Source organism: Candidatus Leptofilum sp., from assembly GCF_965223525.1.
Classification (GTDB): Bacteria; Chloroflexota; Anaerolineae; order Promineifilales; family Promineifilaceae; genus Leptofilum.
This window is the reverse complement of sequence record NZ_CBDCWX010000005.1, coordinates 2605822-2632126: the sequence shown is the minus strand read 5'-3', so window position 1 is coordinate 2632126 and position 26305 is coordinate 2605822. Positions and strand designations below refer to the sequence as shown.

Genomic DNA, 26305 nt, shown 5'->3' with positions numbered 1-26305 from the left:
TGGTGTTTTTTCTTTGTAACCATCAAGGTGCTGTGGCCGGGTCTTCAGACCGTGCCGCCAAGTGGCACGGTGAAGACACCGGCCACAGCCAGAGCAACTTATGGTGTTTTTTCTTTGGCCGCGCGTTTTTTCAGCAGCTTAGCACGCGGATTTTCGATGCGAACGGCCGTTACCTTATATTCGGGTATCTTAGCCACCGGATCAAGCGCAAAATCTTGCGTCAGCATGTTGGCCGGAGCCTCACGCCAGTGGAACGCCAGAAAAATCGTCCCCGGCGGTACATCGGCGCTAATTTGCGCTTTGGTACGCACCTCGCCCCGCCGACTTTTGATGACCACCGCCTGATTATCCTCAAGCTGGATCGCTGCCGCATCCACCGCGTTGATTTCCACGTAGCCGCGCGGCTCGCGCCAATCCAGTGGGCCACTGCGCCGCGTTTGTGTGCCGGTGTGGTAATGATACAGCACCCGCCCCGTTGTCAAAATGAGCGGATACTCCTCGTCCGTCTGCTCGGCCGGGTCTTTGGCTTCAATGGCGTGGAATTTGCCCAAGCCACGCGCAAACGCTTCGGTGTGCAAAATCGGCGTACCGGGATGATCTGGCGTGGGGCAAGGCCATTGCAAACCGAAATCAGTCAATCTGTCATAACCCATCCCCGCATAAATCGGTGTGACTTCTGTTAGTTCGTCGAAGATTTCGGCCGTATCCTCATACCGCCAATAGTTCGGGTCGCCCCGGTCAATGCCCATCGCCGCATCAAAGTGGGCGGCAATTTCGGCCGTAATTTTCCAGTCCGGCCACGCTTCACCGGGCGAGGGCAAGATAGGCTGGATGCGCTGCACGCGCCGCTCCGTGTTGGTGAAAGTGCCGTGCTTCTCCAGCGAAGAGGCCGCAGGCAGCAGCAGATGGGCCAACTGCCCCGTTTCGTTCAGGAAGATGTCTTGCACCACCAAAAAGTCCAGTTTGCGAATGGCCGCCTCGACATGGGTGGTGTTGGGGTCAGACATCATCGGGTTTTCGCCCATCACGTACATGGCCCGCACCTTGCCCTCATGCGCGGCGTGCATCGCTTCCACGATGGTTAACCCAATCTGACCCGGCAGCGACTCCACCTGCCACGATTTGGCAATGGCCTGTCGCTTGGCATCATCGGTGACAGCCTGGTAGCCAGGGTAGACGTTGACCAAACAGCCCAGGTCGCACGCGCCCTGCACGTTGGCCTGGCCCCGCAGCGGATTCACCCCGGTGGACGGCTTGCCCACCTGCCCGCACAGCATAGCTAGATTGGCCAGTGTCATCACCATGTCGGTGCCGTTGCTGCGCTGGGTGATGCCCATGGCGTAAAAAATACCGCTGTGGCCGCGTGGAGAGTTGTGTTTGGAACGACCGTCTACCCGTTCACCCGTCGCATAAATCCGCGCCGCCTGCTCAATGAGTTCCACAGGAACCCCCGACTCCAACGAAGCCATCTCCGGCGTGTACGCTTTCACCACATCACGGAACGCTTCATACCCTTCTGTCCGCGCCGCAATGAAATCTTCATCTGCCAATCCATCCCGGATGATGACGTGCATAATCGCCAGAAAGACGTAAATGTCTGTACCCGGCTTGATTTGCAAGAACAGCGTGGCGTGATCCACCAGCGGGATGCGTCGCGGGTCCACGATGATGAGATTGGCGCCGCCCTGCACCGCCCGCACCACTTCGTAACTGATGACGGGATGGGATTCGGCCGTATTTGAGCCAGTAATAAAAATGCAGTCCGCATCCCGAATTTCTGCGATTGAGTTACTCATTGCCCCACTTCCGAAGGCCTTCACGAGGCCTGCAACGGTTGAGCTGTGTCAGAGACGGGCGCAATGATCCAGATTATTCGTGCCAATGCCCGCCCGCATAAATTTTTGGAAGATGTAATTGTCTTCATTGGTGCAGCGGGCTGAGGCCAAACCCATGAACGCATCCGGGCCGTGTGTTTTGGCGGTTTCGGCAAACTTTTCACCCACCAGCTTCAAGGCAGTGTCCCAGCCAATCGGCACAAAGCTATCTTCCACCTTTGGTTTGCGGACGGCCAGCGGTGATTTGGTAGGCAGTTCCCATGGCTCATCGGTGAGACCCATTTCATAAGCCAAATCGCGGCGCAGCATGGGGCTGGTGAGGCGGTCTTTGTGGGTAGCAAAGTCCCAACCGTACCGCCCTTTGGTGCATAGCGTTTCGCCATTTACGGAGTTGCCAGCAGCACCTTCGGCGTACAAAATATCGCCATTTTTGCGGGCGTAGCTGATTTGGCAGCCTACACCGCAGTAACCGCAGGTGGTTTTGGCATGATCCAGCTCCCACTCGCGCCCCTTGCCCAGGCGGGAGACGGGCATGAGTGCGGCCGTCGGACACATCTGCACACAAGTGCCGCAAAAAACGCAGGAGGAGTCGAGCATGGGGCCATCAAACGGGGTGGCTACATGGCTGGTAAAGCCGCGCCCCACCACCTCGATGGCGTTAACGCCAATCACTTCCCGACAGACGCGCTCGCAACGGCCGCATAAAATACAGTACTGATGGTCACGTATAAAAAATGGATTGTCGTCCTGGTACAAAGTCCGGCCGATTTCAAAGTCGTGGCTCGTTTCGGTGACGCCGTACTGGTAAGCATAATCTTGCAGCGAGCAGGTGCCTGCCTTATCGCAGGTGACGCAATCCAGCGGATGTTCGGCCACAAAGAGATCGATCACATCGTGGCGCAGGTCTGTTAGCTGGCTGCTTTGGGTGCGAATTTGCATCCCATCTTCACACTGTAAGCCGCAGCTCGCCACGGGTGCGGGCCAATCGTTCACCTCCACCATGCACATGCGGCAGCCGCCAGACACCGACAGCTCTGGATGGTAACAAAGATGCGGCACCTCAATGCCGGTGGCGTGCGCGGCCTCGATGACGGTAGTGCCAGATGGCACAGAGACCGTCTTGCCGTCAATCGTTAGCGTAATCATTTTATGTTGCTTCCTAATCTGGACAAGCCAGAACCAAAAGTTTTTTGCATCAATGTGACAGTCACTTTTGAAGTGACTGTCACATACTTTAATCGTCAGACAGCAGCGACTCGTATTCATCCCGAAAATAGGTCATGGTGCTGAGTACCGGGTTGGGTGCTGATTTGCCCAAGCCGCATAAACTAGCGGTTTGCACCGTGCGGCAGAGTCGTTCCAGACTCTCTAAATCTTCGGCAGAGCCTTTGCCCGCGATCATTTTGTCTAGCTTGTTGCGGATTTGCACGGTTCCCACACGGCAGGGCAAACATTTGCCGCAGCTTTCGTCCACGCAAAAATCAATGAAGAAGCGGGCAAAGTCGGGCATTTGGGTGCTGTCGTCAATAATCACCAGCCCGCCGGAACCCATAATCGATCCCAGCTTGGTCAAATTCTCATAATCCACTGGGCTGTCCAGATGCTCCGCCGGAATGCAGCCCCCGCTGGGGCCACCCGTTTGGGCGGCTTTGAAGGAACGGCCGTTCGGCACCCCCTCCCCCATCTCATACACAATCTCGCGCAGGGTGATGCCCATCGGCACCTCAATCAACCCCGTGTTGCGTAGCTGCCCGGTGAGGGCAAACACTTTGGTGCCTTTGCTCTTTTCTGTGCCGATGGACGCATACCAGTCTGCCCCTTTTTTGATGATGGAGGGAACGTTTGCGGCCGTTTCCACATTGTTAATAACCGTCGGCACGTTCCACAAACCGGATTGGGAGGGATACGGCGGGCGAATGCGCGGAATGCCCCGCTGCCCTTCGATCGAGTGAATTAGAGCCGTCTCTTCACCACACACAAACGCCCCTGCGCCAATGCGAACCTCTGGGAAGAAGTCAAAATCAGTGCCGAGAATACCGCGCCCCACAACTTTGCGGCGGCGGGCAGAGCGAATCGCTTTATTGATGCGCTGAATGGCAACGGGGTACTCGCCCCGGATGTAGAGATACCCTTTGCTGGCGCCAACCGCATAGGCACAAATGATCATACCTTCCAACACGCGATGCGGGTCGGCCTCCATGATGGTGCGATCCATGTAGGCACCCGGATCGCCTTCATCCCCGTTGATGATGACATATTTTTCCTCAGATTCGGTTTCGCGGGTCAGGTTCCACTTCACGCCTGTGGGGAAGCCCGCCCCACCACGCCCACGCAAACCACTTTCAGCAATCTCATCGCATACTTCCTCCGGGGTCATTTTGCTCAAAATTTGCGCCAACGCCTGGTAGCCGCCGTGGGCTAAATAATCGTCCAGGCTTTCCGGGTCGATCAGCCCGGTTTCGCTCAACACCACGCGCACCTGCTTCGTAAAAAATGGCGAATCGAGCGGCAGCACGTGACGTGCCAACCGCTCTGGCGTGGCGGCTTGCTGCTTACGCGAGCGCAAATGGGGAAAGTCATGCGGCCGGATTTCGTCGTCCGGTGCCCCCTTTTTGTCTGTTGCCAGATGGTGGCTGGCGATTTGTTTGGCAAGATCAGCCGTAACTTCTTCATAAAGGATCGGAGGCTCATTTTTAGCCTCCACGCGCACCAGCGGCCCACGGCTGCACAAGCCCATACAGCCGGTACGCACAATTTCGGCCGTTTCCCCAGCCCCGTTTTGCTTACTGACGCCCTGTTCCAGCGTCATCTGAAGCAGATCGGCTCCGGCGGAGAGGCAGGCAGTGCTTTGGCAGCAAAAAATTCGCTTTTCAAAACCATCTTGCCGCTCTCTTTCTTTTTGTGCCAGTGTTTCTAGTTTGCTGTTGTTCATGATTGGCTCCCTACAGGTTGCTTTCTTCTGGACATGGAAACCATTTCCTCGATGCGTCGCAACATACCCTGCGGCGTTTCTTTGCCCATCACTTTGCCATCCAGCACGGCCACGGGAGCCAAGCCGCAACTGCCAATGCAGCGAGCAGCGGTCAGACTCAGGAACCCATCTGGGGTAGTCTCGCCAGATTCAATCTTAAACGCTTCGGCAATGGTTTTAACAATTTGGTCGGAGCCTTTAACGTGGCAAACGGTGCCGGTGCAGACGATGGCGTTGTGTTCCCCTAGCGGCTCAAAGGTGAACATATGGTAAAAGGTGGCTACACCGTAAACGCGAATGAGAGGCAGATGTAGCTGCTGCGAAATGTAGATGAGCAGGTCTTCGGAGAGGTAGCCAAAGGTTTCTTGAGCAGCGTTGAGTACTTCTAGCAAGGCATCTTTTTCATACTTGAACCGCTTCATGGTGAGGTCAATGGCGGCATACCGTTCGTCGCCGCTGGGATGTGGTGTGGTCATGGAAACTAATCCTTTTCATCCAGAATTCGACTTGAGTGGGTGTAAATTCGCATCCGATTTTGGCGCAGGTAAGCGACCAATGTAATGTTCCAAGCGTTGGCCAAAGCTACAGACAGGCTGGTTGGTGAAGTGCGGGAACAGACGATGGGTGTACCCAGCCGCCGGGCCTTGTTGATCATTTCGCTGGAAATACGGCCGCTCGACAACAATATCTTCCCCTCAGTGTCCAATCCAGCCAACAATGCTGCCCCGCACAGCTTGTCCAGGCAGTTGTGGCGGCCAATGTCTTCCGTTTGCAGCAAAATTTGGGAGGGGGTGGCAAGAACGGCCGTATGAATTCCCCGTGCCTGTTGGTACAACGCAGCCGCCAAATGGGTCTGCCGCATCAACTCTGCCAATTGCTCTGTCGTCGCCGCTAAGTCTGCCGTTAACGGCTCATGCTCACCGGATAAATCATCAAAGGTCACGCCACCGCCGCAGCCAGCGGTGATGATAAATTTGCGTGGTTTCTCAAAATTTGTGTCGTGCAGCCATACGTCCACACAGTTGTTCTTTGAAAGATGCAGGTGGCGAATCTCATCGGGATGCTGAATGATGCCTTCGTTGGCTAGAAAACCAACGGCCATCGCTTCCAGATCACGCGGCGAGGCCATGAAGGTGGCCAGCTCATCACCATTCACCGAAATGCAAATTTGGGCTTCTTCCACCACCCAGCCAGCCACATCTTTGGGGTCGCCTGCACCCAAAGAAATGTACTGCGTGGGCTGAACCCCTGCTGCTGTTTCGATGATGGTTGGGCGGCTGCCGTTATTTGTCACGTTCACACCTGATTCATGAGGCTGTTAGTTTTTAATAAATCGAGTATTGGTAGGGGCGCATCCCCGTGTGCGCCCCAATTCGGGCAGACACGGGGGTCTGCCCCTACCCCAAATTGTTGCCGACTTTAATTCCTAAAGTGCATAAGCCTCAGGCTATTCAACCAATTCCGGCCACAGCTCAATGGCACTAACGATGGCGGAAGCGGCCGTTTGCCCCAGACCGCACAGCGAAGTTTCCGTCATGGTAAAACCCACATCGAGCAAGGTTTGCTTGTCGCTGGGGCGCGGGCCGCCGTTGTGGGCAATGCGGTCTAAAATTTCTAGCTGCCGTTGGGTGCCGATTTGGCAGGGGAAGCATTTGCCGCAGCTTTCGTGGGCAAAAAAGTGGGCCAGTTCTAATAGGTGTTGGCGGAGATCGGCCGTTTCATCGAAAACCATAATCACGCCAGAGCCAAGGGGGATGCCTGCCGCCTGAGCATCTTCGTAGGTGAGCGGCGTGTCCAGCTTGTCTGACCCAATGAAGACCCCGGCTGCTCCGCCCATCAGCACGGCCTGCACCGCTTTGCCGTTGGGCACACCGCCTGCCATGCCAATCAGGTTACGGATGGTGAGGCCAAATGGCACTTCATAAATGCCAGGGTCAGCTACATCGCCACTGAGGCAAAACAGCTTGGTGCCGGGTGATTCCTTTGAGCCAATCATGTTCCAAGAGGCTTCGCCGATGGTGAGGGCGGCTAACATGGCGACGAGGGTTTCTACGTTGTTGACGGCCGTTGGCTGACCAAACAGCCCGTGCGTCGTGGGATATGGCGGTTTCATGCGTGGAAAGCCCCGTTTGCCCTCGATGGCCTCAAATAGTGCCGTCTCCTCACCACAAATGTAAGCACCCGCGCCCAGACGGACATGAACCGTAAAGTTAAACCCTTTTTTGCCCAGAATATTTTGTCCCAGATAGCCCGCCTTCATCGCCTCATCCACGGCGTGGTGCAGACGGTTATGGGCGCGAGGATATTCGCCTCGCACAAAAATCCAGCCATTTTCGGCACCGACGGCGTAAGCGGCAATCGTCATCGCTTCAATTACGGCAAAGGGGTCTTCTTCCATTAGGCAGCGGTCTTTGAAAGTGCCAGGTTCGCTTTCGTCGGCGTTGACGACGATATGCTTTTTACGCGGATCGTCGGAAGCCCCACGGGTAAAAAACCATTTGCGGCCGAGGGGGAACATGGCTCCACCACGCCCCAAAATGGCAAAGCTGTCTACCATTTCGATAAGCTGTTCTGGGGTCATATCCACCGCTTTACGCAAGCCGGTGTAGCCTGCATGGGCTTCATAATCTACCAAACTAGCGGGATTGATTTTGCCCACACGTGCCAGCTTAATGAATGGGCCGCCCCGTGGCCGCGCTCTTACTTCTGGCAAGTTATTGGCTAAAAAGTCTGGCACGTTTTCGGCCGTTAGGCTGCCTGCGGGGCGTTCACCGTTTAGGGCGCAGGGGGCGTGTTCACACATGCCCAGGCAGGGCACTGCTTCAAATGTCAGGCTACAATCGGCGTCTGTTTCACCCGGTTCCAACCCGGTTGCCTCGCTGATGGCCTGAATGACGGCGTGGCTCCCTTCCTGGCTGCAGGCCAAATCTTCACAAACGCGAATCACCTGGCGTGCTGTCGGCTTGTTGTACAGCATGGTGTAAAACTCAATGACGCCGTGTATGTCGGCTAGGGGCACGCGCAGCGTTTTGCCGATGGCTTCCTGCACTTCGGGCGGCAGCCAGCCATAAATTTCTTGAGCTTGGTGTAAAAATGGGAGAAGGGCTTCGCGGGAACGGCCGTTGTATCTTTCCAACAGCCGGGTGAGCAACGTCAAATCAACAGGTGGCGCAGCAGTGGTCACAGGTCACTCCTTAGCGGTTCGTCGCCTAATCTGGCTCAAAAATTGTGGGGTAAGCCAAACGGGGTTGCGACAAAGGATTGGGTGGTTTGTGACAATTGTAGCTGAGATATATTAGTTTACCAATGATGACTCAGATAAAATGACAACCTGTAATATCCCTGGTGAAAATTGGGAAAATAGCGTCTTGCCTTGCTGGAGAACAATCTCGTTTTGCTGAGCATTTGGTTGGTAAGCAACGGCCGTTTCTAACCAAATCCGCCTGCCTGTAATCTCAATGAAATACGGCCGTTCCCAATTCATCGTGCCGCGCATAAAGTTGTAGGCACGTCGGGCAGACCAGCTTAAATCCAGAACAAAATCTGCATCGGTGGGCCAAGGATCGCTGGTGAACCCGGCTGGTTGGGGCTGGCGTGACAGTTCGCCAAGTGCCAACTTTTGCACGGCTTCTACCAGTAACTCTGCACCTATCTGAGCCAACTTTGCTTCTAATTCTGCATGGGTAATACCGTCTGGAAGGGGAAACGGCTGTTGCAAAACCACATCCCCCGTATCAAAGTTTTCATCCATAAAATGAATCGTCACGCCCGTTTGCGCTACGCCCGCCCGCAATGCCCAAAAGAGTGGTGCGGGCCCACGAAAGCGGGGCAGCAGCGAGGGATGCACATTCAGGCAGCCCAAGCGGGGCAGTTGCAAAATTTCTGGCGGCAGCAAATGCGGAAAACAGGAGACGCAAATAAGGTCGGGCTGCAAGGCAAGTAAGGTAGCAATCGTCTCGGGCGCAGCTAACTGGCGCACGGCAAAAGCAGGCACGTTGAAACTGGCAGCCAATGCCAGCGGTGAGGCCGTTTGGCTACTCTGGAGCAGGTTTTGGATGTGTGGCTGGGGGTGGATTAGCGTGATGGGGGTTTGGGAACGGCCGTTATCCACCAACTCAAACGGTGGCACCATTTCGGCAGGAAGCACCAGGCCACAAAGGTCAACGCCCGTTGCCAACAAAGCCGCCAGCGGCCGCCGTGTCAACGAGCCTAACATGCCAAAAAATAAAACGCGCAAAGCTCACTCACCTAAAAATTGACGATTTATGGTTGTCGAATTACGATTAGATACATTAGAAATCAGCAAATGAAATTAAGGGGGCCTTATGGCTCGTTACGAAAAAACAATCACTGTCGTTCACTGTGCCAAGCTGAATCGTGAATTAGAGGCATTGCCGCGACGGCCGTTTCCCGGCCCACTTGGCGAACGCATCTACAATGAAATCTCTGGGCAAGCATGGGATATGTGGCAGCAGCAATCCACCATCCTCATCAACCATTACGGCCTCAACCTGGCCGATCCCCGGTCTAACGACTTTCTGTTTGAGCAAATGGATGAGTTCTTCTTCGGTGCAGGTGCCCAAATGCCGGAAGATTGGACGCCGCCTACTGCCGCACCACGCAAAAAGTAATTGGTAATCCGTTATCGGTAATCCCTAAACCGATTACCGTTTACCGTTCACTGATTACCGATTACCGCCAACCGAATCTCCTCATCAATTTGAAAATTTAGCTGCGCGTGCGCCTGGCGCAGTGCGTTTTCCACCTCGGCAGGAGCGTTGCCCGTGGCGAAGATAAAGCCGAGGTAGCTTTCGCCTTCTGGCAAGGGGACGAGACGATTGTTGAGCGGTGCGGTAATCGTCACTTCATCCACGCCGGGGATGGCTTGCGCCGCAGCGACGCCGCGAACGCCGCGCAAAATGCCGCCGTGGGGAATGGGAATCATCATCACGCCGCTGGCCTGCTGCTCCCGCTGCAAATGGCTTACGGGCAAGCCCGTCGCTTGCCGCAAAATCAGCTCTTCTAAAGAAAGACCCATGTCAAACCGGAGCGTTTGGGAGCAGAGGCCGCCGATGGAACGGCCGTTCACCTCCACAATCCACGCACCAGCCTCATTTACCCGCAGTTCTGCATGAACCGAACCTAGCTGCAAGCCCAACGCCGCCGCCCCGGCAGCGGCCGTTTCCACAATTTGCTGCTGTACTTCATCTGGCAGGCAGGAGGGCGTCATGTAGATTGTCTCTTCAAAAAAGGGGCCTTCCAGCGGGTCTGGCTTGTCAAAAATGGCGAGGGGATGGAGACGGCCGTTTTCCAACACTCCCTCCAACGCCACCTCCACCCCAGGCAAATAGCTTTCCACTAAAAAGTCGGCACCGCTCGGCAACATTCCTCGCAGCCGAGATACAACCGCTGCCAGCTCTGTGGCATCGTTGGCTCGCATCACGCCACGGCTGCCGTTCAGGTATAGCGGCTTCACCACGCAAGGAAAACCAATCTCGGCCAAAACCTGCGCGTTCATCTCAGATAGTGGATCATCAAGAGAAAATCGTTTGAATTTTGGGGAGTTCACACCAGCCGCCGCCAGCATCTGCCGCATTTGGTGTTTGTCCCGTGCCGCCTCGGCTGCCGCCACGTTGTTGTGCGGCAAGCCCAGTTCCCGGCTGGCACGGGCTGCCAGCACTGCTCCGGCATCGTCTACGGGAATGATGGCGGCTAACGGCCGTTTCTTGGCAAACTCAATGATGTGGGTAACGGCCGTTTCTGGCTGGCTAAAGTCCAAATGAAGCTGGACACCCCATTGAGCGGCTAGTGATTCCGGCAAATCTACTCCTACGACCAATGCAATACCCAATTGACGCGCCGCAGACACAAAAGCGTCAGCCCGGTAACTTTGGGGGGTGGTTAGAAGCAGCACCGTTTTTTCATTTGCAGACATGACGCCATTGTAGCCAAAAAACCGTCCCAGGCTATCCGCAGAAAAAGAAACTGAATTGGCAGCCTTTCTTAACCATTTTTGTAATGCAATTTTGCTAACCTTCTCAAACAGCACATAATGAAATCATAAATATTTTGTAACTGTTCAGTCCCAGAGGTGACAGTTACTTAAACACAGTTTGGATTTTGCCATCACCTCTGGAAGAAAGTGACTGTCACCTGAACGCTTATATTTTTGCCAGTATCTGTAAAAAAACTGTAGCTGTATTGGAGATTAAATGAACAAACGAATCCTTTCTATCCTCCCAGCCTTTTTGCTGGCGCTTTTTCTTGTCCCTGTATTGCTCTCAACGTTCCAACAAACTGATGTTGCTCATGCGGCCGTCTTCAATGTCAACATTTTTCACGATGAAAATGATGGTAGCTGCGTAGGAACTTGTTCACTACGAGATGCAATTGCCGTGGCTAGCAGCAACAGCGAAGACGACGTGATCAACATTCCGGCTGGCACCTACACCCTCTCGGATACAAATGGCACGCTAACAGTTTCTGAAAACATAACCTTCAACGGCAACAGTGCCACCGACACCTTCATAGACGCGCAAGGCAACAGCCGCGTTTTCAACGTCACCGCTGGAACCGTCAGCTTCAATGATTTAACCATTCAGGGTGGTAATTCTGCCAGCAGTGGCGGCGGCGTTAACGCGACAGGCGCGGCCAGCCTTGCCTTCGACAGCGTTGTCATTACGGGCAACATGGCCAGCACCAACGGTGGCGGTATCGCCATCGCCAGCGGTTCGCTCACGCTGACCGGCACCCAAATTTTAAGCAACACGGCGGGCAATAGCGGCGGGGGTATTTATTCAAACAACGGCAGCATTACCTTTGATAATTCGCAGGTGCTTACGAATACGGCCGTTGCCAGCGGTGGCGGTATCTCTCTCAACCTGGCCAACGCCACCCTGCAAATGAACAGCGGCCAAATTAACGATAACACCGCCAATACAACCAGCGGATTCCCCGGTGGGGGCATTCATGTAGCTCAGGGATCTGCCACCATAGACGGCGGCGAAATTCGCAACAACCAGGCCTTCCGAGGTGGCGGTATTCTTGTCTCCGGCGGTGTGGCAGGTGGCTCTGCTGTGTTAAATGGTGGCCAAATTATTGATAACGAAGCCAATTACGGCGGTGGTGTTTACGTCTTCAATACACAAGGCACGCTCACCATCAACGGCGGCGACATCACCGAAAACCGCTCTATCGCCAATATTTTTGGTGGCGGCGGTCTCTACATTTTCCAGGGATTAACTACCCTGAATGACGGTAACATCTCGCTCAACACGGCCGTAAACGACGGCGGCGGTATGGAAATTGGGGATGCAGCAGGCCGTTTCGTTCAAAACGGTGGAGCCATCTTCAGCAATAGTGCAGGCAATATGGGCGGCGGCATCTACGCTGGCGAAGGAACTGTAACCATCAGCGGCGGCACTATTCATACAAACGACAGCACCACTGGCGGCGGCGGCATCGCACTCGACATGAACGGCCATGCCACCATTTCCAACAGTGCCATTCTTACCAACACCACCGTTGGCGCAACGTTGGGTGGCGGCATCAGCAATGCAGGCACACTCACCATGACCAACGTTACCATGAGCGGCAACGGGGCTGGTAGTGGTGCTGGCATTAGCAACGCTGGTACGGCCGTCCTCACCAACGTTACCCTCTCTGAAAACACAGCCACTAACAATGGTGGCGGTTTGAGCAACAGTGGCGGCACGCTCACCGTGGGCAGCAGCATCATCTTTGGCAACGCTGCCCCGTCTGGAGCCGATTGCAGCGGCACCATTACCTCCGCCGACTACAATTTTGCCACCGCTAGTTGCGGTCTAAGCGGCGGCAACGACAGCACCAGCAATCCGCTGCTGCAGCCGCTAGCGCTCAACGGCGGCGAAACGTTCAACTACGGGCTAAGCGTTGGCAGCCCCGCCATTGACGGCGGCAACGACGTCACTTGCCCCGCTACCGATCAGCGCGGCAACCTGCGGCCAGTGGGCGGCGTGTGCGACAGTGGTGCTTACGAAGATGGCATTGGCTTCTTCATCAGCGACGCCAGCCTCACGGAAGGCGATGCGGGCAGCAGCCAGATGAGCTTCATCGTCAGCCGCTCGTTTATGACTAGCACTACCTACACGGTAGATTATGAAACGGCCGACGGCACGGCTCTGGCAGGGTCAGACTACACCGCAATCTCCGATACCCTAACGTTTGCCGCTAGCGCGATGACCCAAACCGTCAATGTCGCCATTCTGGGGGACACCATAGACGAGTTTGACGAAACGTTGACCGTCACCTTGAGCAATCCTTCTGGCGCGAGCCAGTTGGGGGATGATACGGCGACCGGCACCATCCTGGATAATGACGACCCGCCAACGCTGACGATGGACGACGTTACGGTTACAGAAGGGGATAGTGGCACAGTGACGGCCGTTTTCACCGCCACGCTCTCCGCCATCAGTGCCAAAACCATTATGGTAGATTGGGCCACGATGGACGGAACGGCCGTTGCTGGCGCAGATTACGTGGCAGATAGCGGCACGCTCACCTTCACTCCCGGCGACGATGAAGAAACCGTCTCTATCACGGTCAACGGTGACACTACCGACGAATTTGATGAAACGTTCACCGTAGAATTAAGCAACGAAAGCAACGTCACCCTGACGGATACCAGTGCCGAAGCCACCATCACCGATGACGATCTGCCGCCTGAACTTTCTATCCAAGATGTGAGCGTCACTGAAGGTGATAGCGGTACCACTATCGCTAACTTTGTGGTCAACCTCACTGCCGCCAGCGGCAAAACCATCACCGTGGATTACCAAACGGCTGCAGACAGCGCCACTGCTGGCTCAGACTTCATCTCGGCAACCGACACGCTCACCATCACCCCCGGTTTGGCCAGCGACACAATCAGCATCACCGTCAATGGCGATACTGTGGATGAGATCAATGAAACGTTCAACGTCACGCTAAGTATGCCCAGTGAAGCAACTATTGATGACGGTACGGCCGTTGGCACCATCACCGACGACGACCCACTGCCCACTGCTACCATCGGCAACGCTACCGTCACCGAAGGGGACAGCGGCACAGTCGTGGCGGAGTTTACCGTGACGCTCTCTGGTGCTAGCGAGAAAGTGATTACCATTGATTACAGCAGCAGCGATGGCTCTGCGACGGCGGGTGAAGATTATACGGCCGTTGCCGATACGCTCACCTTCAGCCCTGGCGGCTCTCTTAGCCAAACCATCAGCGTCATTGTCAATGGGGACGAGGATTCAGAAGCCTCCGAAATCTTCTACATCAACCTGACCGGCAGCAGCAACGCGAGCCTGGGCAACAGCCAGGCCACAGGCACCATCAGCAACGACGATGGCTACCTTTTGTACCTGCCTATTGTTGTAAAACCATAAAACAAATCGTAATGCCCGCAGGCAGATTCAAGCCTGCGGGCGTTTTTCCTCCCCGCCCGAACCCGTAACAAATCTTGTAACCTGAACCTGCTAACTTTGGCACATCTGCCCAGGCTGCAACACTTCACCTTTTCAGGAACACACTACATGATTAGACGAAAAAAGTTCGCCATCCTTTTTGCTGTGTGCCAAACGCTCATCATCTTGCCCTTGCTGTTTGGGTTGCTGCGCCGCACGGCCGTTGTTCACGCTGCCGATTGGAATGTTAACACCTTCACCGATGCCACCGACGGTGACTGTGAAGATGGCACCTGCTCACTGCGCGATGCTGTGCAACTCTCAGCACCCTTCGATACTATTTTCTTACCAGCAGGCAATTATGTCCTGTCTCTTGGTGAGATCAGCGTGGCCAAAACAATCACTATCACCGGGCAAGGGGCTGACGCAACTAGCACCATTATTGACGGCAACAGCGCAATTCGTCTCTTCAACATCAGCTCTGGCATCGTGACCTTTAGCAACTTAACGTTGCAAAATGGCGCACCTGCTAGCGGCAACGGCGGCGGCATTTTGGCCAATGGGTTCAGCAGCGTCACGCTAGACGACGCAATTCTGCGCGACAACGTGACAGTGGGCAACGGCGGCGGCATCTTTTTGTCTGGCGGCACGCTGAACATTTTGAACGGCAGCCAGGTGTTGAGCAATACGGCCAACATCAACACCAACTCCTCTGGTGGGGGTATTTACGCCAATCAAGGCACGGTCAACCTTACAGACAGCACGGTAGCTTACAACATGGCCATGCGCGGTGGCGGCATCGCTTTGAACCAGACAACCGCCAGCCTAAACATTAACAATGGTCAAATTTTGAGCAACGAAGGGCAAGCTCCTGGCCCCAACAGCTTCCCCGGCGGCGGCATCTGGAACAGTAGTGGGTCTGTCATCATGAACAGCGGCCTTATCAGCGGCAATACCGCCTTTCGCGGCGCGGGCGCATTGATTAGCGCAGGCACGTTTACCATGACAGGCGGCACTGTCACCGACAACGAAGCCAGTTATGGCGGTGGCTTTTACGTTGCGAATTCAGGGGCGTTGCTTACCATCAATGACGGCAGCATTACGGCCAATCGCTCTGTAGCTAGCATCTTTGGCGGCGGGGCGATGTACATTTTTCAGGGGCAGGTTGTGCAAAATGGCGGAGAGATTCGTGACAATACGGCCGTCAACTTCGGCGGCGCAATGGAGGTACGACAGGGCAGCTTTACTATGAACGGCGGCACCATCAGTGGCAACAACGCAGGCAACTGGGGCGGTGCCATTTACAACGATCAGGGCTTTATCACCGTCACCAACGGCACTCTCACTGGCAATTACAGCCTGCTGGGCGGTGGCGCGATTGCCACTGGCGCAACCAGCCAAAACAGCATCAGCAGCAGCGTCCTCTACACTAACAGCACGAGCATTACCCAGACGGGCGGTGCCATTCTGAACACCGGCACGCTTGCGCTCACCAACGTCACCCTCAGCGACAACTTTGCCGACGAAGGGGGTGGTTTGCAAAATCAGGGAACAGCCACGCTAAATAATGTGACTGTTTTTGGGAATACGGCCGTAACCGGCGGCGGCGGTCTCAATGAAAATGGCGGCACGCTCAACATCGGCAACAGCATTGTGGCGGGCAACAACGCCCCCACTGGGCCAGATTGTGCCGGAACCATCGTTTTCAGCGGCTACAATCTCATCCAGGACGGTACAGGCTGCACGGTCAGCGGCAGCATCACAGGCAACGTAAGCGGCGATCCGCTGTTAGCGGCATTGGCGCTCAACGACGGCAGTACGCTCAACCACGCCCTCGGCAGCGGCAGCCCAGCGATAGATGCTGGTGATGACGCCACCTGTGCCAGCACCGACCAGCGCGGCTTTCCCCGCCCCGTTGACGGCAACAGCGACACATTTGCCATTTGCGACATGGGCGCATTTGAATTTGGGGCGATGGCACCGGCCACACCAACCCCCACGCCCACCAACACAGCTACCGCCACAAATACGCCCACGCCCACAGCGACACCCACTAACACATCAACACCGACAAATACGCCCGCGCCAACCAACACAGATACCCCAACCAACACGCCCACCGCAACACCTACCAACACATCCACACCGTCTAGTACGCCTACAGCCACACCAACCAATACGCCCACGGCAACACCCACCAACACCAATAACGACGAGGTGTTTATCTACCTGCCATTTATCATCAAGCCATAACAAAAAGCCCCAAACCCGAAAAAGGTTGGGGGCAAATTCACACTTGTGCCTTCTCAGCGGCATGTATCCAGTAGATTATTCGATGCAGCTACCCATCGCCCTCTGAAAAAGCTAATTTGCGATATTCATCCGCTACATCCAAGCGCAAATCATCTGCACCCATGCCATCAAATGGATTTTCCAAACCATCCTGAATGTTGTCCAGGCTCACTAGCACTAAGCTGTACAGCACCGCCACCACGTACCCAGCCAATGGATGATCCGGGTAAGCAATTTGGGCAAAGTAGGGTCCAAACAGCAGCGGAAACAGATTCAAAAAGAGGCGACTGTACGCTCGCAGCGCCAACGGCGTACGGTAGCGGGCAATGTTGTTCATCTTCTCAAAATCAATGATGAGCTGCCGTAAATATTGGTTGGCGCGGGAAACCTCGTTGGCAGGGACACCCACGTCGCGCAACGCTTCATGCGAGCGGGAATAGTCAGAAAAAATGGCGTAGATTTGCTGCTTGGTATGGCGATGTTCCTGGCCGTTGCGGGCGAAGTGGTGGGAAACGGCTGTTAACAACCGATGCAGCAAATCAGACGCCCGCTCACCGTGCCCATCCGCCTCAGTAGGCCATTCCCGATGAGCAAACAGCAGCGCCACGCCGTGTGCCTTTAGGCTGGCAAACGCCTGCAACGCATCCTCCCGCCGCCTATAGGCACTGTTAATAGAAAACACCAGCGGAAACACGACCGCAATACCGATGAGGGTAGTGGGCAAATCAACCAAAAAATCAATTTGGCGGCACACAAAAACCACCGCCATTGCCAGCCCCGTCACCAGCCAAGTTTGGTAATCAATGATTTTGCTAAATTGTATGATGGTTTGCATGATGAGGAGAATGTTCCTTTTCAGAATTATTCTCTAGGGTAGTAAGTTTGGTCCCATTTGGCAACCGCTGTTTATTCAACAGATAAAATATGCAGCTTGGCATGATGCACTGTCTCGAACGGACCAACGTGCATTTTCACGGTGAAACCTTTGTTCAATTCGGGATTTTCAGCCGCTTGTTGCTTGGTAGCATCCAGCGCAAACGTTAACAACGCCTGAAACCGCTCAACATTCTCCCGCGCCAGCGTTTCGATCCGGTCTACATGCTCAAAAGGGATGGCTAGCCAATGAATGGCACCTTCCGGATGCAAACTCTCAATCAGCGCCATCTTTGCCTCACCATCTTTGGCAATTAGCTTGGCAGGTTCTTCACCATTCACAATAGCACAAAACAAACAATCATTATCAGACATTTTTACTCCTTCGAAAATAGTTTCACTACAGAGAACACAGAGAAAATCTGTTGAAGCCTTCAATCTCATTCCGTTGACGGCCGTTTCGCCCAAAAGTATACTCGCCCTATGCAAACTTCCCAACGCCTTCAGCTATTTCAAGAATCCGTCATCCGCGACATGACCCGGCTGGCACTTCAGCACAACGCTATCAACCTCAGCCAGGGCTTTCCCGATTTTGATACCCCTGAACCTGTGAAGGAAGTGGCCGTTCAGGCCATCCAAAACGGGCTCAACCAGTACGCCATCACCTGGGGCTACCCGCCGCTGCGCGAAAAATTGGCAGAACTATACAGCCAACGCCTCGGCTGGGACGTGCATCCCGACAAGCACGTCACCGTCACCTGTGGGGTGAGCGAGGGAATTATTACGGCCGTACAATCCATCCTCAACCCTGGCGACGAGCTACTCATTTTGGAACCCGCCCACGACAATTTTCGGCCGTCGGCCTACATTGCTAACGCAATACCCGTTCCCGTGGCGCTGGAAGCGCCAGACTACCGTTTGGACGCGACCAAATTACGCGCAGCCATCACGCCCAAAACAAAGGCGATGCTGCTGAACACGCCGCACAATCCTACTGGCCGCGTCTTCGACAATGAAGAAATCGCGGGGGTAATTGAGGTGGTTCTGGAAAATGAACTGGTTTTGATTACAGATGAGATTTACGACCGGATTTTGTACGACGGCCGTATTCACCAATCCCCCGGCAGTTTAGCCCCCCTCAAAGATCGCACCATCACCATTGGTGGGCTGGGCAAAACATTTGCCATGACTGGTTGGCGGCTAGGCTACGTCATCGCCCCAGAGCAGTTTGCCCAAGGCATCCGCACCCTGCACGACTTCACCACCATTTGCGCCGCCACGCCACTGCAAGCCGCAGCTGTCGGCGCGCTCTCCATGCCAGATAGCTTCTTCGAGCAAATGACCCGCGACTACCACCAACGCCGCGCCCTGATGATGGAGATTCTGGCGCAGGCGGGCTTCCAAGCCAGCACGCCACAGGGAGCGTACTACATTATGGCAGATTACAGCCAGCTCCCCATCCCCCAGGCCAGCCTGCCGCCAACCGAGTTTGCTACCTTCATGGCCTCAGGCGTGGGTGTGGCGGTGGTGCCGGGGGATAGTTTTTACTCGCTGGCAGGATACGGCCGTTCCACCATCCGCTTTGCCTTCCCCAAAAAGCTCACCACCCTAGAGCAAGCTGGCGAACGCCTCATCAATCACTTAACCTAGCCGTAACTGTAAGACAAGCTGGCGGATATTGGCACTAATTTCTTCTGGCGTCAGGCCGCGTTCTTCACGCTGGAAGTGAAATAACTGAGCATTGAGTGCCGCCAATAGCAGGTCAGCCAGATAGATTGTATTGATATTGGGAGAAAGCTCACCTTGTGCAACGGCCGTTTGCAATAAACCAGTAACCGTCGCGTGCTGCCAATATTGGGGTGTCACCTTGTTATCAAAATAGTGAACGCCCTGTCGCTGTGCCTCGCGCAGCAGCGGCGTATGGGCTTCGGTAAATGTGACCAAGGCATCAAGGAAAGCGATAAGTTTAGCAACGGCCGTTTGCTCATCAGCCGTCATTTGTCGTAGCAGGCCCAGCGCCTCATTCTGAAAATCGGCAATTTGCTCATCTATTAACGCCAAACACAGCTCCCCCTTGTTGGGGAAATGACGATACAGTGTGCCGCGCCCGATGTTAGCTGCCTGTACAATATCGCTCATATTTACGGCCGTTGGCCCTTGAGCAGCAAACAGTTCTTTGGCAACTGCCAAAATGCGCTGGCGATTGGCAACAGCATCGCTACGTTCAACTCGTGTACTCTCATCAGCAATGTGGATTGGGATAGATTTTTTCATGATCGCTGGTTTAGTAATTGCTCATCCAGTTGACAAACGGACAACTGTCCGCTAACATCTCGCCGGCAAGCGGACAGTTGTCCATTTGCTGTTTTCACAGTGTAAAGTAGAGAACAAGATATCGCAAATGGAGGCAAAATGAAATTCGGTTTACAAATTGTTCAGTTTAACTGGCCAGGAAGTCCGGCAAATATTGGGTCCAAATTAGCGGAAATTGGCAAAACGGCTGAATCCGCCGGGTTTGATTCTATTTGGGTCATGGATCACTTTTTCCAGATGGATATGCCAGATATGGGGCTAAAACCAGAAGAACCGATGCTAGATGGCTACACGGCCTTAAGCTACCTGGCGGCGGTAACAGAACGCGCTCGATTGGGCACAATGGTGACGGGCGTCAATTATCGTCATCCTGGTCATCTACTAAAAATCGTTTCCAATTTGGACGTGCTTTCGGGCGGTCGAGCCAACCTGGGCATCGGCGCGGGCTGGTATGAACGAGAAGCCAAAGGCTTAGGCTTTCCCTTCCCGCCACTCAAAGAGCGCTTTGAACGTCTAGAAGAAACCTTGCACATCATGAAGCAGGTGTGGTCAGGTGATTTTTCTGCCTACCAGGGCAAACATTATCAGTTGGCAGAACCAATGAATAACCCACAACCGTTTTCCAAGCCCCACCCGCCTATTCTCATTGGTGGTGCGGGTGAAAAGAAAACGTTGCGCTTGGTGGCCCAGTACGCCGACGCCTGTAATTTATTTGCCTTCATGGGCAATGATGAGCTAGCGCGCAAGCTGGATGTGCTAAAGCGTCATTGTGACGACGTCGGTCGGGATTACGCTGAGATTGAAAAGACAGCGCTTGGTTTTGTCATGTTGGGCGAAGGCGGCAGCTCTCCGGCCGAACTCATTGAAACGTGTCGCGGCCTGGCCAATGCTGGCATTGAGACATTCATTTTTAGCATGGGAAACGTGCATGACATCACCCCTATTGAAACAATTGGCCGTGAAGTCATCCCTGCCGTAGCAGAATTCTAGACGCATTATGAATTGTGAACGGTGGCAACTTTTGTTCACCGTTCACAATTAAAACGTTTCCCGGTATAGCGTTTCCATCTGGTCGCGGGTGATTGCGCGGGGGTTGGTCGTCCAGTTCAGATCAATGACAGCGTTATCCGCCAATATTGGAATCATCTCTTCCGTCACGCCAACATCGCGTAAGCGCAGGGGCAAGTTGGTGTCGCGCATCAGTTGGCGAACGGCCGTTATCCCCCGTTCCGCCTCCTCCCGCACAGACCCAACCACAGGGCATGGTTCCAACGCCTGTGCCACGTTTGCATACCGCTCTAGCGCACCGGGCAAACTAAACTGCATTTGAGCAGGCAGCATCAGCGCACAGGCCAGCCCGTGATGCACGTCGGCAATGCCAGAAAGCTGGTGCGCCAGCGAATGAGCCGCCCCTAGCCAGCGGGAGCTAATAGCAATGCCCCCCAACATCGAGGCCAACATCACCTCTTCTCGCGCCTGTTGATGCGCTGGCTGTGCCACCGCCAGCCGCAAAAAACGGCCGATCCGCCCAAGCCCGTCCACAATCAACGCATCCAGCGCGATAGGTGCCGTATTGGTAGACACATACGCCTCGATAAGATGCGTCAGCGCGTCCATACCGGTGGCGGCCGTTAGATGTGGCGGCAGCGGCAGCGTCATGGCGGGATCTATGAGGGCCACAGTTGGAATCGTTGCCGGGCCACCCACACCCATCTTCAACTTACGGGCTGGGTCGGTAATAAGTCCCCATGGGGTCACTTCTGCCCCGGTACCAGCCGTTGTGGGAATGGCAATCATAGGCGGCATTTGGGTGACGGTGGGCAACGGCCGTACCTTGTCCCCCAGCATCAGCGCATATTCTGCAATTTTGGCATCCGGTGGGCCACCAGCCAGAATACGCACCGCTTTGGCGGCGTCAATCGGGCTACCACCACCGAGGCCAATCACCAATTCAGCCCCGCTGTCACGGAATTGGGCAGCGGCAGCGTCTACGGCCGTTGTGTTTGGATTTGGCGGCGTTTGGTCGAAAACGGCCGTTTCCAAACCAGCCATATCCAAAGCATCCAGCACCGTTTGCAGCAAGCCAGCAGCCACAATCCCGCTGTCAGTCACAAGAAAAACTCTTTGCTGTACGCCCAGCGCTTTGGCTTCATCCCCTACGCGCTGCGCCGCGCCAAAGCCAAAGTGAGTTTGTCCGGGCCAGTAATAAGTGGCAATTGGTGACATAGTTACTCCTTAACTGAGTTTGGAAGCTAATGTCTGGTGGCTAGTCGCTAGTGGCTCGTTGTAGAACAATTTACTAGCTACTATGTCTAGCCCCTAACAAAAATGATGAACGGCCGTTTCCCAAAATTTGAGATAAATCGCAGCACAGGCACAAAGCCGTGCCGCTGCCACACCTTCTGCGCCCGCAGGTTGAACTCGGCAATGGTCACGCGCAGGCGCGGTTCGCTGAAGTTTTGAGTGGCATATTCAACTGCAGCCCCGGCAAACATGCAGCCCAAGCCACGCCCGGTATTGGCCGGATGCACCCCCATGCCAATGTCTAGCGCAGGCAGGCTGTAGTCGCCGCCGCCCACTTGGCCATCCGTGCCAAAGCTGCAAAACGCCGCCAGATCACCCTCCGGCTGGCGCAGCATCGCCTGAAAATGGTATTCCGGCTGGGGTAAAGTAATCAATCGCTTCAGCCAAGCCAACTGGGTCGTCTGTGTCGGCACCCATGTTGTAAATGTCGTAGGGTGGCTCGTAACGCCAGGTTAAAATTTCGGCAACGTGGCTGGCCATCAACGGCTGAAAGTTTAGCTGCCACGCTTTATCAGACATATTGGGCGATTCCCTGCTGAAAGGCTTGCTCATCCCCGTTCTCAATGCCAAACAGAGCCTCGTACAGTGCAAACGTGCCGTTGTAAAACCGAATTCGTGGCCAATATTGCTCAACAGCAGGGTAATGGAGAGCGATTTCCTGCACAAATGACTCTCCGTAATTTAGCAAGCCTGCCAAATCGAAGGCCGGATCGCCCAAAACGGTAAAGCCAAAGTCAATAATGCCGCTCATCTGCCCGGTGCGAGGGTTATGAAGCAGATTGCCCGTGCCAAAATCGCCGTGGCGCAGCGTCGGTTCAAAATTAACCTGTGCGGGATCATCCAAGGCGCTTTCAAAATGGTGAGCCACTTCTTTACAGGCATCGAGGCGCATGTAGGGGAACAGCTTGGTTTGGATACGGCCGTATACATCCCACCACTCCTCCTCCGTATCACTCACAGGTAATGGCTCATCAATAAGATCGCGGATAGGCACAGCGTGGAGTGCTTGCAAAAAGTGGGCAATTTGCGCCGCCAGAGCAGCCTTGTCTGCAATTTTGGCAAAGGCAGGCGGGTACAGCGGCTCGCCAGGGATATACTGGTAGCCCATAAACGCTTCACCAACCGGTGCATCAGCAAAATTTGTGTAGATGGGGTTGGGAACGGGAAGCGGAAGGTATGACTGAACGGCCGTTAAAATCTTCGTTTCTAATGCCAACTGCTCCAGCCCACCCGCGTAGCGCGGGAAGCGAAAAATGAGCCCGTCATTGACAACAAGCACGATGTTGTACTGGCCTTGTTGGTTGAAAACGGCCGTTTCCACCGCCAGTTCTGGGTATACAGTTTGAATCGCTTCAACAAAGGGTTGTGGATTGTCCATGAGGACGCAAGTTTGCCACGACTTCCCAAATATGCAACGTAAATTGACGACAGGCTCATTGGCCTCGCTGCTCCAAACATGATAATGTACTGAAAATTCGCAGATGGCGCAATTTGCGCTTGCAGATTTTTCATAATCCATCCTTCATGATTCATAATTTTCAGAGGAGATTCCCGACCATGCAGCAGCTTGTTGAATGTGTCCCAAATTTTAGCGAAGGTCGCAATACGGCCGTCTACACCGCCATTGCCAATGCCATCCGCTCTGTGCCTAAGGTCAACGTGCTAGACATCAGCGCCGACCCCGATCACAATCGCACCGTTGTCACCTTTGTCGGCACGCCCGCCGATGTGGAAGAAGCCGCCTTTCGCGGCATTGCCAAAGCAGCCGAGCTCATAGATTTGGACCACCATGAGGGTGAACACCCCCGCATTGGTGCAACAGACGTCTGCCCATTTATTCCTATTCAGGGTGTCACCATCACCGACTGCGTAGAGATGGCCAATCGGCTGGGAGAGCGTGTAGGCCAAGAGCTTGGCGTGGCCGTTTACCTGTACGGCGACGCTGCCAAAAGCCCAGAACGCAAAAAGCTGTCGGCCATTCGCAAGGGTGAATACGAACTCTGGAAAAGCGAGGTGGAGACAAATCCAGCACGCAAGCCAGATTATGGCCCAGCCAAAGCAAAATCCTGTGGCCCAACGGTTATTGGGGTACGGCCGTTTCTCATCGCCTACAACCTGTACCTCAACAGCCACAATGTTGAGTTCGCCGACAAAATCTCGCGTGCCATTCGGTTTAGCAGCGGCGGGCTGCGCTTTGTACAGGCCAAAGGCTTTTTGGTAGATGGGCAAGCGCAGGTCAGCATGAATCTCACCAATTTTGAGAAAACCGCCATTCCTCAGGTGCAAGAGATGGTGCGGCGCGAAGCTGCTCAATATGGCCTTATGATTACCAAAGCAGAACTCGTGGGTATGATTCCGCAAAAAGCGTTGATGGAAAGTGCCAAATATTATTTGCAGCTAGACGGGTTGGTGATGGAAGAACAGGTGCTGGAATATCGCCTGCAAGAAGCAGAAGATGAGGCCGACAGCACGCCCTACGCCTTTTTGGAGGCCGTTGCCTCCAAGCAGCCCACGCCTGGCGGCGGCTCTGTGGCGGCGTTGGCCGGGGCATTGGCGGCCAGCCTAGCGCAAATGGTGGCAGGGCTTACCGCCAACCGCAAAAAGTATGCCGATGTGCAGGAAGATGTAACAGAAGTTCTTAACGAAGCTACTACCCTGCGCGAGAAACTCACGCTGGCCATTGCTGAAGATGCCGCTGCCTTCGACGCGGTGATGGCGGCCTTTCGCAACAAGGAGCTTTCTGCCTCAGAAAAGGAAGCGCAGGTGCAAAAAGCCACCATTGGCGCGGCCGAAGTACCCTTGCGCGTGGCCCAGCTTAGCCACCGCGCCGCCCAACTCGCTGCCAAAGTTGCCAAAATTGGCAACATCAACGCCGTGACGGACGCAACGGCGGGGGTTTTGTTGGCACAGGCTGCAGTGGAAACGGCCGTTCTCAACGTAAAAATCAACGCCACCTCTGTGAAGAATAAGGCATTAGTTGCCAACTGGCAGCAAGAAATGACAACTCTCACGCAAGAAACGGCCGTGCTGGTACAGGAAACCAAAGCCGTAGCAGCGGAACGCGGAGGCTTTGCGTGAAATTGTTCAGGGAAATTGGGGGATTGGAGATTAGAGATTTATCAGTCTCCAGTATCCTGATAGGAACAATCATCCTCCTATTACTCACCGCTTGCCAACCAGCGGCGGGAGAAGCACCTGTACCAGCAGCGGCTGTGGCTGAAGCCCCCACGCCCACCCTGCAATCCGCCCTGGCGCAGCCCGTCATTGAGTATAGCGAACCGCCCCCTGCGGCCGAAATGCCCTCCTTTTCTTTGAGCAAACCAGAGGATGAAGCGGTGGTAGAGAATGTGGTCGTGCCAACTGCCACAGCAATCCCCTCTACGGCAACCCCCATCCCGTCACCCACACCACCCCACCTGCGCCACACCTCCCCAGACGAGCATTACTGGTTCTGGCGGCCCATCCGCGAAGGCGAAACCAACTGGACAGACAAAGTGTACCCCTATGGCAGCACGCGCGGCGGCACGCTGCGCCCCCACCACGGCGTCGAATTTTATGTGCCGACAGGCACAGAGGTCATTGCTGTCGCCGACGGCACCGTGATCTACGCAGGACCAGACGATGGGCAACTTATTGGCCCAGAACCCAATTTCTACGGCAATGTGATCGTCATTGAGCATGACGCCCGGCTGGATAGCCAGCCTGTTTACACTCTGTACGGCCATCTGTCTGAGCCGCTGGTGGAGGAAGGGCAGCACGTTTTCATGCAACAAGTCATTGGCCTCTCTGGGGCAACAGGTGTAGCAGATGGCTCCCATCTCCATTTTGAAGTTCGCGTGGGATCAAACAGCTACAGCAACACGCGTAACCCATTGCTCTGGCTCTATCCCTTCCCGGATCGAGGCACGGTTGTTGGTCGCGTCGTCAATCCGGCAGGGGAACTGCTAAATGAAGTGACCGTGACACTCTCTTCGGTAGATGGCAGCAACCGTGCCCACACCACCACCACCTACGCCGTCGGCGACATCAACAGCGACCCGCTGTGGAATGAAAATTTTGCCATTGATGACGTGGGCGGCGGGGGCTACAAAGCGGTAGTGCAGATTGGGGATGTGCGCGTGACCGAGGAAATTGTGGTGCAACCCTACCGAACCACTTTTGTAGAAATCGTCATTGATCCGCCACCCCCCACACCGACTCCCACCCCAGAACCGTAAAACCCCCTCCCTAACCCTCCCCCATAGGGAAAGGGAACTGGTCTCCCCTCCCAATGGGAGGGGATTAAGGGGAGG

At 54.8% G+C, this 26305-nt stretch carries 21 protein-coding genes; 7 read left to right on the top strand and 14 right to left on the bottom strand.

The genetic code is table 11. The features are described from left to right. Window positions 1-98 precede the first annotated feature (98 nt). From fdhF to ACOQPM_RS16980, 6 genes are all read right to left on the bottom strand, one after another. Window positions 99-2981 (bottom strand): formate dehydrogenase subunit alpha, encoded by a 2883-nt coding sequence (gene fdhF, locus ACOQPM_RS17005; RefSeq protein WP_420630467.1) that lies wholly within the window; start codon window positions 2979-2981, stop codon window positions 99-101. A gap of 88 nt (window positions 2982-3069) precedes the next feature. Beyond that, window positions 3070-4767, bottom strand: coding sequence for an NADH-ubiquinone oxidoreductase-F iron-sulfur binding region domain-containing protein (locus ACOQPM_RS17000; RefSeq protein WP_420630466.1), 1698 nt, complete (start codon window positions 4765-4767; stop codon window positions 3070-3072). Continuing rightward, window positions 4764-5282: a bidirectional hydrogenase complex protein HoxE gene (hoxE, locus tag ACOQPM_RS16995; protein ID WP_420630465.1), complete on the bottom strand. Its 519-nt coding sequence runs from the start codon at window positions 5280-5282 to the stop codon at window positions 4764-4766. Before hoxE ends, ACOQPM_RS17000 begins: the two co-directional genes overlap by 4 nt. Before the next feature lie 5 nt (window positions 5283-5287). Beyond that, complete coding sequence (gene fdhD / locus ACOQPM_RS16990) at window positions 5288-6106, bottom strand: formate dehydrogenase accessory sulfurtransferase FdhD (protein WP_420630464.1); 819 nt, start codon at window positions 6104-6106, stop codon at window positions 5288-5290. A 147-nt stretch (window positions 6107-6253) separates the two neighbouring features. After that, entirely contained in the window at window positions 6254-7990 is a 1737-nt protein-coding gene (locus tag ACOQPM_RS16985; RefSeq protein WP_420630463.1) for an NAD(P)H-dependent oxidoreductase subunit E, read from the bottom strand. Window positions 7991-8101: 111 nt separating this feature from the next. Continuing rightward, the gene (locus ACOQPM_RS16980) at window positions 8102-9043 is read right to left on the bottom strand and encodes a methionyl-tRNA formyltransferase (RefSeq protein ID WP_420630462.1); all 942 of its coding nucleotides are present in this window, start codon (window positions 9041-9043) and stop codon (window positions 8102-8104) included. 88 nt (window positions 9044-9131) lie between these two features. Here ACOQPM_RS16980 and ACOQPM_RS16975 point away from each other — a divergent pair, with 88 nt between their 5' ends. Then, window positions 9132-9437: an oxidative damage protection protein gene (locus tag ACOQPM_RS16975; RefSeq protein ID WP_420630461.1), complete on the top strand. Its 306-nt coding sequence runs from the start codon at window positions 9132-9134 to the stop codon at window positions 9435-9437. 47 nt (window positions 9438-9484) lie between these two features. Here ACOQPM_RS16975 and ACOQPM_RS16970 read toward each other — a convergent pair whose 3' ends face one another. Then, complete coding sequence (locus ACOQPM_RS16970) at window positions 9485-10741, bottom strand: ATP-grasp domain-containing protein (protein WP_420630460.1); 1257 nt, start codon at window positions 10739-10741, stop codon at window positions 9485-9487. 277 nt (window positions 10742-11018) lie between these two features. On the opposite strand from ACOQPM_RS16970, the gene ACOQPM_RS16965 reads away from it, so the two are divergent. Together ACOQPM_RS16965 and ACOQPM_RS16960 are read left to right on the top strand one after the other, a co-directional pair. Then, entirely contained in the window at window positions 11019-14213 is a 3195-nt protein-coding gene (locus ACOQPM_RS16965) for a Calx-beta domain-containing protein (RefSeq protein WP_420630459.1), read from the top strand. Window positions 14214-14360: 147 nt separating this feature from the next. Continuing rightward, window positions 14361-16484: a choice-of-anchor Q domain-containing protein gene (locus tag ACOQPM_RS16960; protein ID WP_420630458.1), complete on the top strand. Its 2124-nt coding sequence runs from the start codon at window positions 14361-14363 to the stop codon at window positions 16482-16484. Window positions 16485-16572: 88 nt separating this feature from the next. On the opposite strand, the gene ACOQPM_RS16955 is transcribed toward ACOQPM_RS16960, so the two are convergent. After that, window positions 16573-17358, bottom strand: a complete 786-nt coding sequence (locus ACOQPM_RS16955) for a bestrophin family ion channel (protein ID WP_420630457.1) — start codon at window positions 17356-17358, stop codon at window positions 16573-16575. Window positions 17359-17429: 71 nt separating this feature from the next. Beyond that, the gene (locus ACOQPM_RS16950) at window positions 17430-17771 is read right to left on the bottom strand and encodes an HIT family protein (protein ID WP_420630456.1); all 342 of its coding nucleotides are present in this window, start codon (window positions 17769-17771) and stop codon (window positions 17430-17432) included. Between the two features lie 108 nt (window positions 17772-17879). Here ACOQPM_RS16950 and ACOQPM_RS16945 point away from each other — a divergent pair, with 108 nt between their 5' ends. Next, window positions 17880-19046 (top strand): pyridoxal phosphate-dependent aminotransferase, encoded by a 1167-nt coding sequence (locus tag ACOQPM_RS16945; RefSeq protein WP_420630455.1) that lies wholly within the window; start codon window positions 17880-17882, stop codon window positions 19044-19046. Here the strand turns inward: ACOQPM_RS16945 and ACOQPM_RS16940 are convergent. After that, a complete protein-coding gene (locus tag ACOQPM_RS16940; protein ID WP_420630454.1) occupies window positions 19038-19670 on the bottom strand; it encodes a TetR/AcrR family transcriptional regulator in 633 nt (210 codons plus the stop codon). The genes ACOQPM_RS16945 and ACOQPM_RS16940 overlap by 9 nt on opposite strands. 138 nt (window positions 19671-19808) lie before the next feature. Here ACOQPM_RS16940 and ACOQPM_RS16935 point away from each other — a divergent pair, with 138 nt between their 5' ends. Then, complete coding sequence (locus tag ACOQPM_RS16935; protein ID WP_420630453.1) at window positions 19809-20699, top strand: LLM class F420-dependent oxidoreductase; 891 nt, start codon at window positions 19809-19811, stop codon at window positions 20697-20699. Between the two features lie 48 nt (window positions 20700-20747). On the opposite strand, the gene ACOQPM_RS16930 is transcribed toward ACOQPM_RS16935, so the two are convergent. The 4 genes from ACOQPM_RS16930 to ACOQPM_RS16915 form a co-directional block, all read right to left on the bottom strand. Next, complete coding sequence (locus tag ACOQPM_RS16930) at window positions 20748-21935, bottom strand: iron-containing alcohol dehydrogenase family protein (RefSeq protein ID WP_420630452.1); 1188 nt, start codon at window positions 21933-21935, stop codon at window positions 20748-20750. Window positions 21936-22021: 86 nt separating this feature from the next. After that, window positions 22022-22387 carry a GNAT family N-acetyltransferase gene (locus ACOQPM_RS16925; protein ID WP_420630451.1) on the bottom strand — a complete coding sequence of 122 codons (366 nt, stop codon included), beginning with the start codon at window positions 22385-22387 and terminating at the stop codon, window positions 22022-22024. Then, window positions 22326-22532 carry a hypothetical protein gene (locus tag ACOQPM_RS16920; protein WP_420630450.1) on the bottom strand — a complete coding sequence of 69 codons (207 nt, stop codon included), beginning with the start codon at window positions 22530-22532 and terminating at the stop codon, window positions 22326-22328. Before ACOQPM_RS16920 ends, ACOQPM_RS16925 begins: the two co-directional genes overlap by 62 nt. Continuing rightward, complete coding sequence (locus ACOQPM_RS16915) at window positions 22525-23391, bottom strand: phosphotransferase family protein (RefSeq protein ID WP_420630449.1); 867 nt, start codon at window positions 23389-23391, stop codon at window positions 22525-22527. Before ACOQPM_RS16915 ends, ACOQPM_RS16920 begins: the two co-directional genes overlap by 8 nt. A 179-nt stretch (window positions 23392-23570) precedes the next feature. Here ACOQPM_RS16915 and ftcD point away from each other — a divergent pair, with 179 nt between their 5' ends. After that, window positions 23571-25091, top strand: coding sequence for a glutamate formimidoyltransferase (gene ftcD / locus ACOQPM_RS16910; protein WP_420630448.1), 1521 nt, complete (start codon window positions 23571-23573; stop codon window positions 25089-25091). Continuing rightward, window positions 25088-26230, top strand: a complete 1143-nt coding sequence (locus ACOQPM_RS16905; RefSeq protein WP_420630447.1) for a M23 family metallopeptidase — start codon at window positions 25088-25090, stop codon at window positions 26228-26230. Before ftcD ends, ACOQPM_RS16905 begins: the two co-directional genes overlap by 4 nt. Window positions 26231-26305 lie beyond the last annotated feature (75 nt).

Excerpts from the sequence above, each read along its gene's own strand:
- ACOQPM_RS17000 (WP_420630466.1), bottom strand. The coding sequence starts at position 4,767 with ATGAACAACAGCAAACTAGAAACACTGGCACAAAAAGAAAGAGAGCGG.
- ACOQPM_RS16940 (WP_420630454.1), bottom strand. The coding sequence starts at position 19,670 with ATGAAAAAATCTATCCCAATCCACATTGCTGATGAGAGTACACGAGTT.
- hoxE (WP_420630465.1), bottom strand. The coding sequence starts at position 5,282 with ATGACCACACCACATCCCAGCGGCGACGAACGGTATGCCGCCATTGAC.
- ACOQPM_RS16950 (WP_420630456.1), bottom strand. The coding sequence starts at position 17,771 with ATGTCTGATAATGATTGTTTGTTTTGTGCTATTGTGAATGGTGAAGAA.
- ftcD (WP_420630448.1), top strand. The coding sequence starts at position 23,571 with ATGCAGCAGCTTGTTGAATGTGTCCCAAATTTTAGCGAAGGTCGCAAT.
- ACOQPM_RS16915 (WP_420630449.1), bottom strand. The coding sequence starts at position 23,391 with ATGGACAATCCACAACCCTTTGTTGAAGCGATTCAAACTGTATACCCA.
- ACOQPM_RS16935 (WP_420630453.1), top strand. The coding sequence starts at position 19,809 with ATGAAATTCGGTTTACAAATTGTTCAGTTTAACTGGCCAGGAAGTCCG.
- ACOQPM_RS16930 (WP_420630452.1), bottom strand. The coding sequence starts at position 21,935 with ATGTCACCAATTGCCACTTATTACTGGCCCGGACAAACTCACTTTGGC.
- ACOQPM_RS16965 (WP_420630459.1), top strand. The coding sequence starts at position 11,019 with ATGAACAAACGAATCCTTTCTATCCTCCCAGCCTTTTTGCTGGCGCTT.
- ACOQPM_RS16970 (WP_420630460.1), bottom strand. The coding sequence starts at position 10,741 with ATGTCTGCAAATGAAAAAACGGTGCTGCTTCTAACCACCCCCCAAAGT.
- ACOQPM_RS16920 (WP_420630450.1), bottom strand. The coding sequence starts at position 22,532 with ATGTCTGATAAAGCGTGGCAGCTAAACTTTCAGCCGTTGATGGCCAGC.
- ACOQPM_RS16960 (WP_420630458.1), top strand. The coding sequence starts at position 14,361 with ATGATTAGACGAAAAAAGTTCGCCATCCTTTTTGCTGTGTGCCAAACG.
- ACOQPM_RS16975 (WP_420630461.1), top strand. The coding sequence starts at position 9,132 with ATGGCTCGTTACGAAAAAACAATCACTGTCGTTCACTGTGCCAAGCTG.
- ACOQPM_RS16955 (WP_420630457.1), bottom strand. The coding sequence starts at position 17,358 with ATGCAAACCATCATACAATTTAGCAAAATCATTGATTACCAAACTTGG.
- ACOQPM_RS16945 (WP_420630455.1), top strand. The coding sequence starts at position 17,880 with ATGCAAACTTCCCAACGCCTTCAGCTATTTCAAGAATCCGTCATCCGC.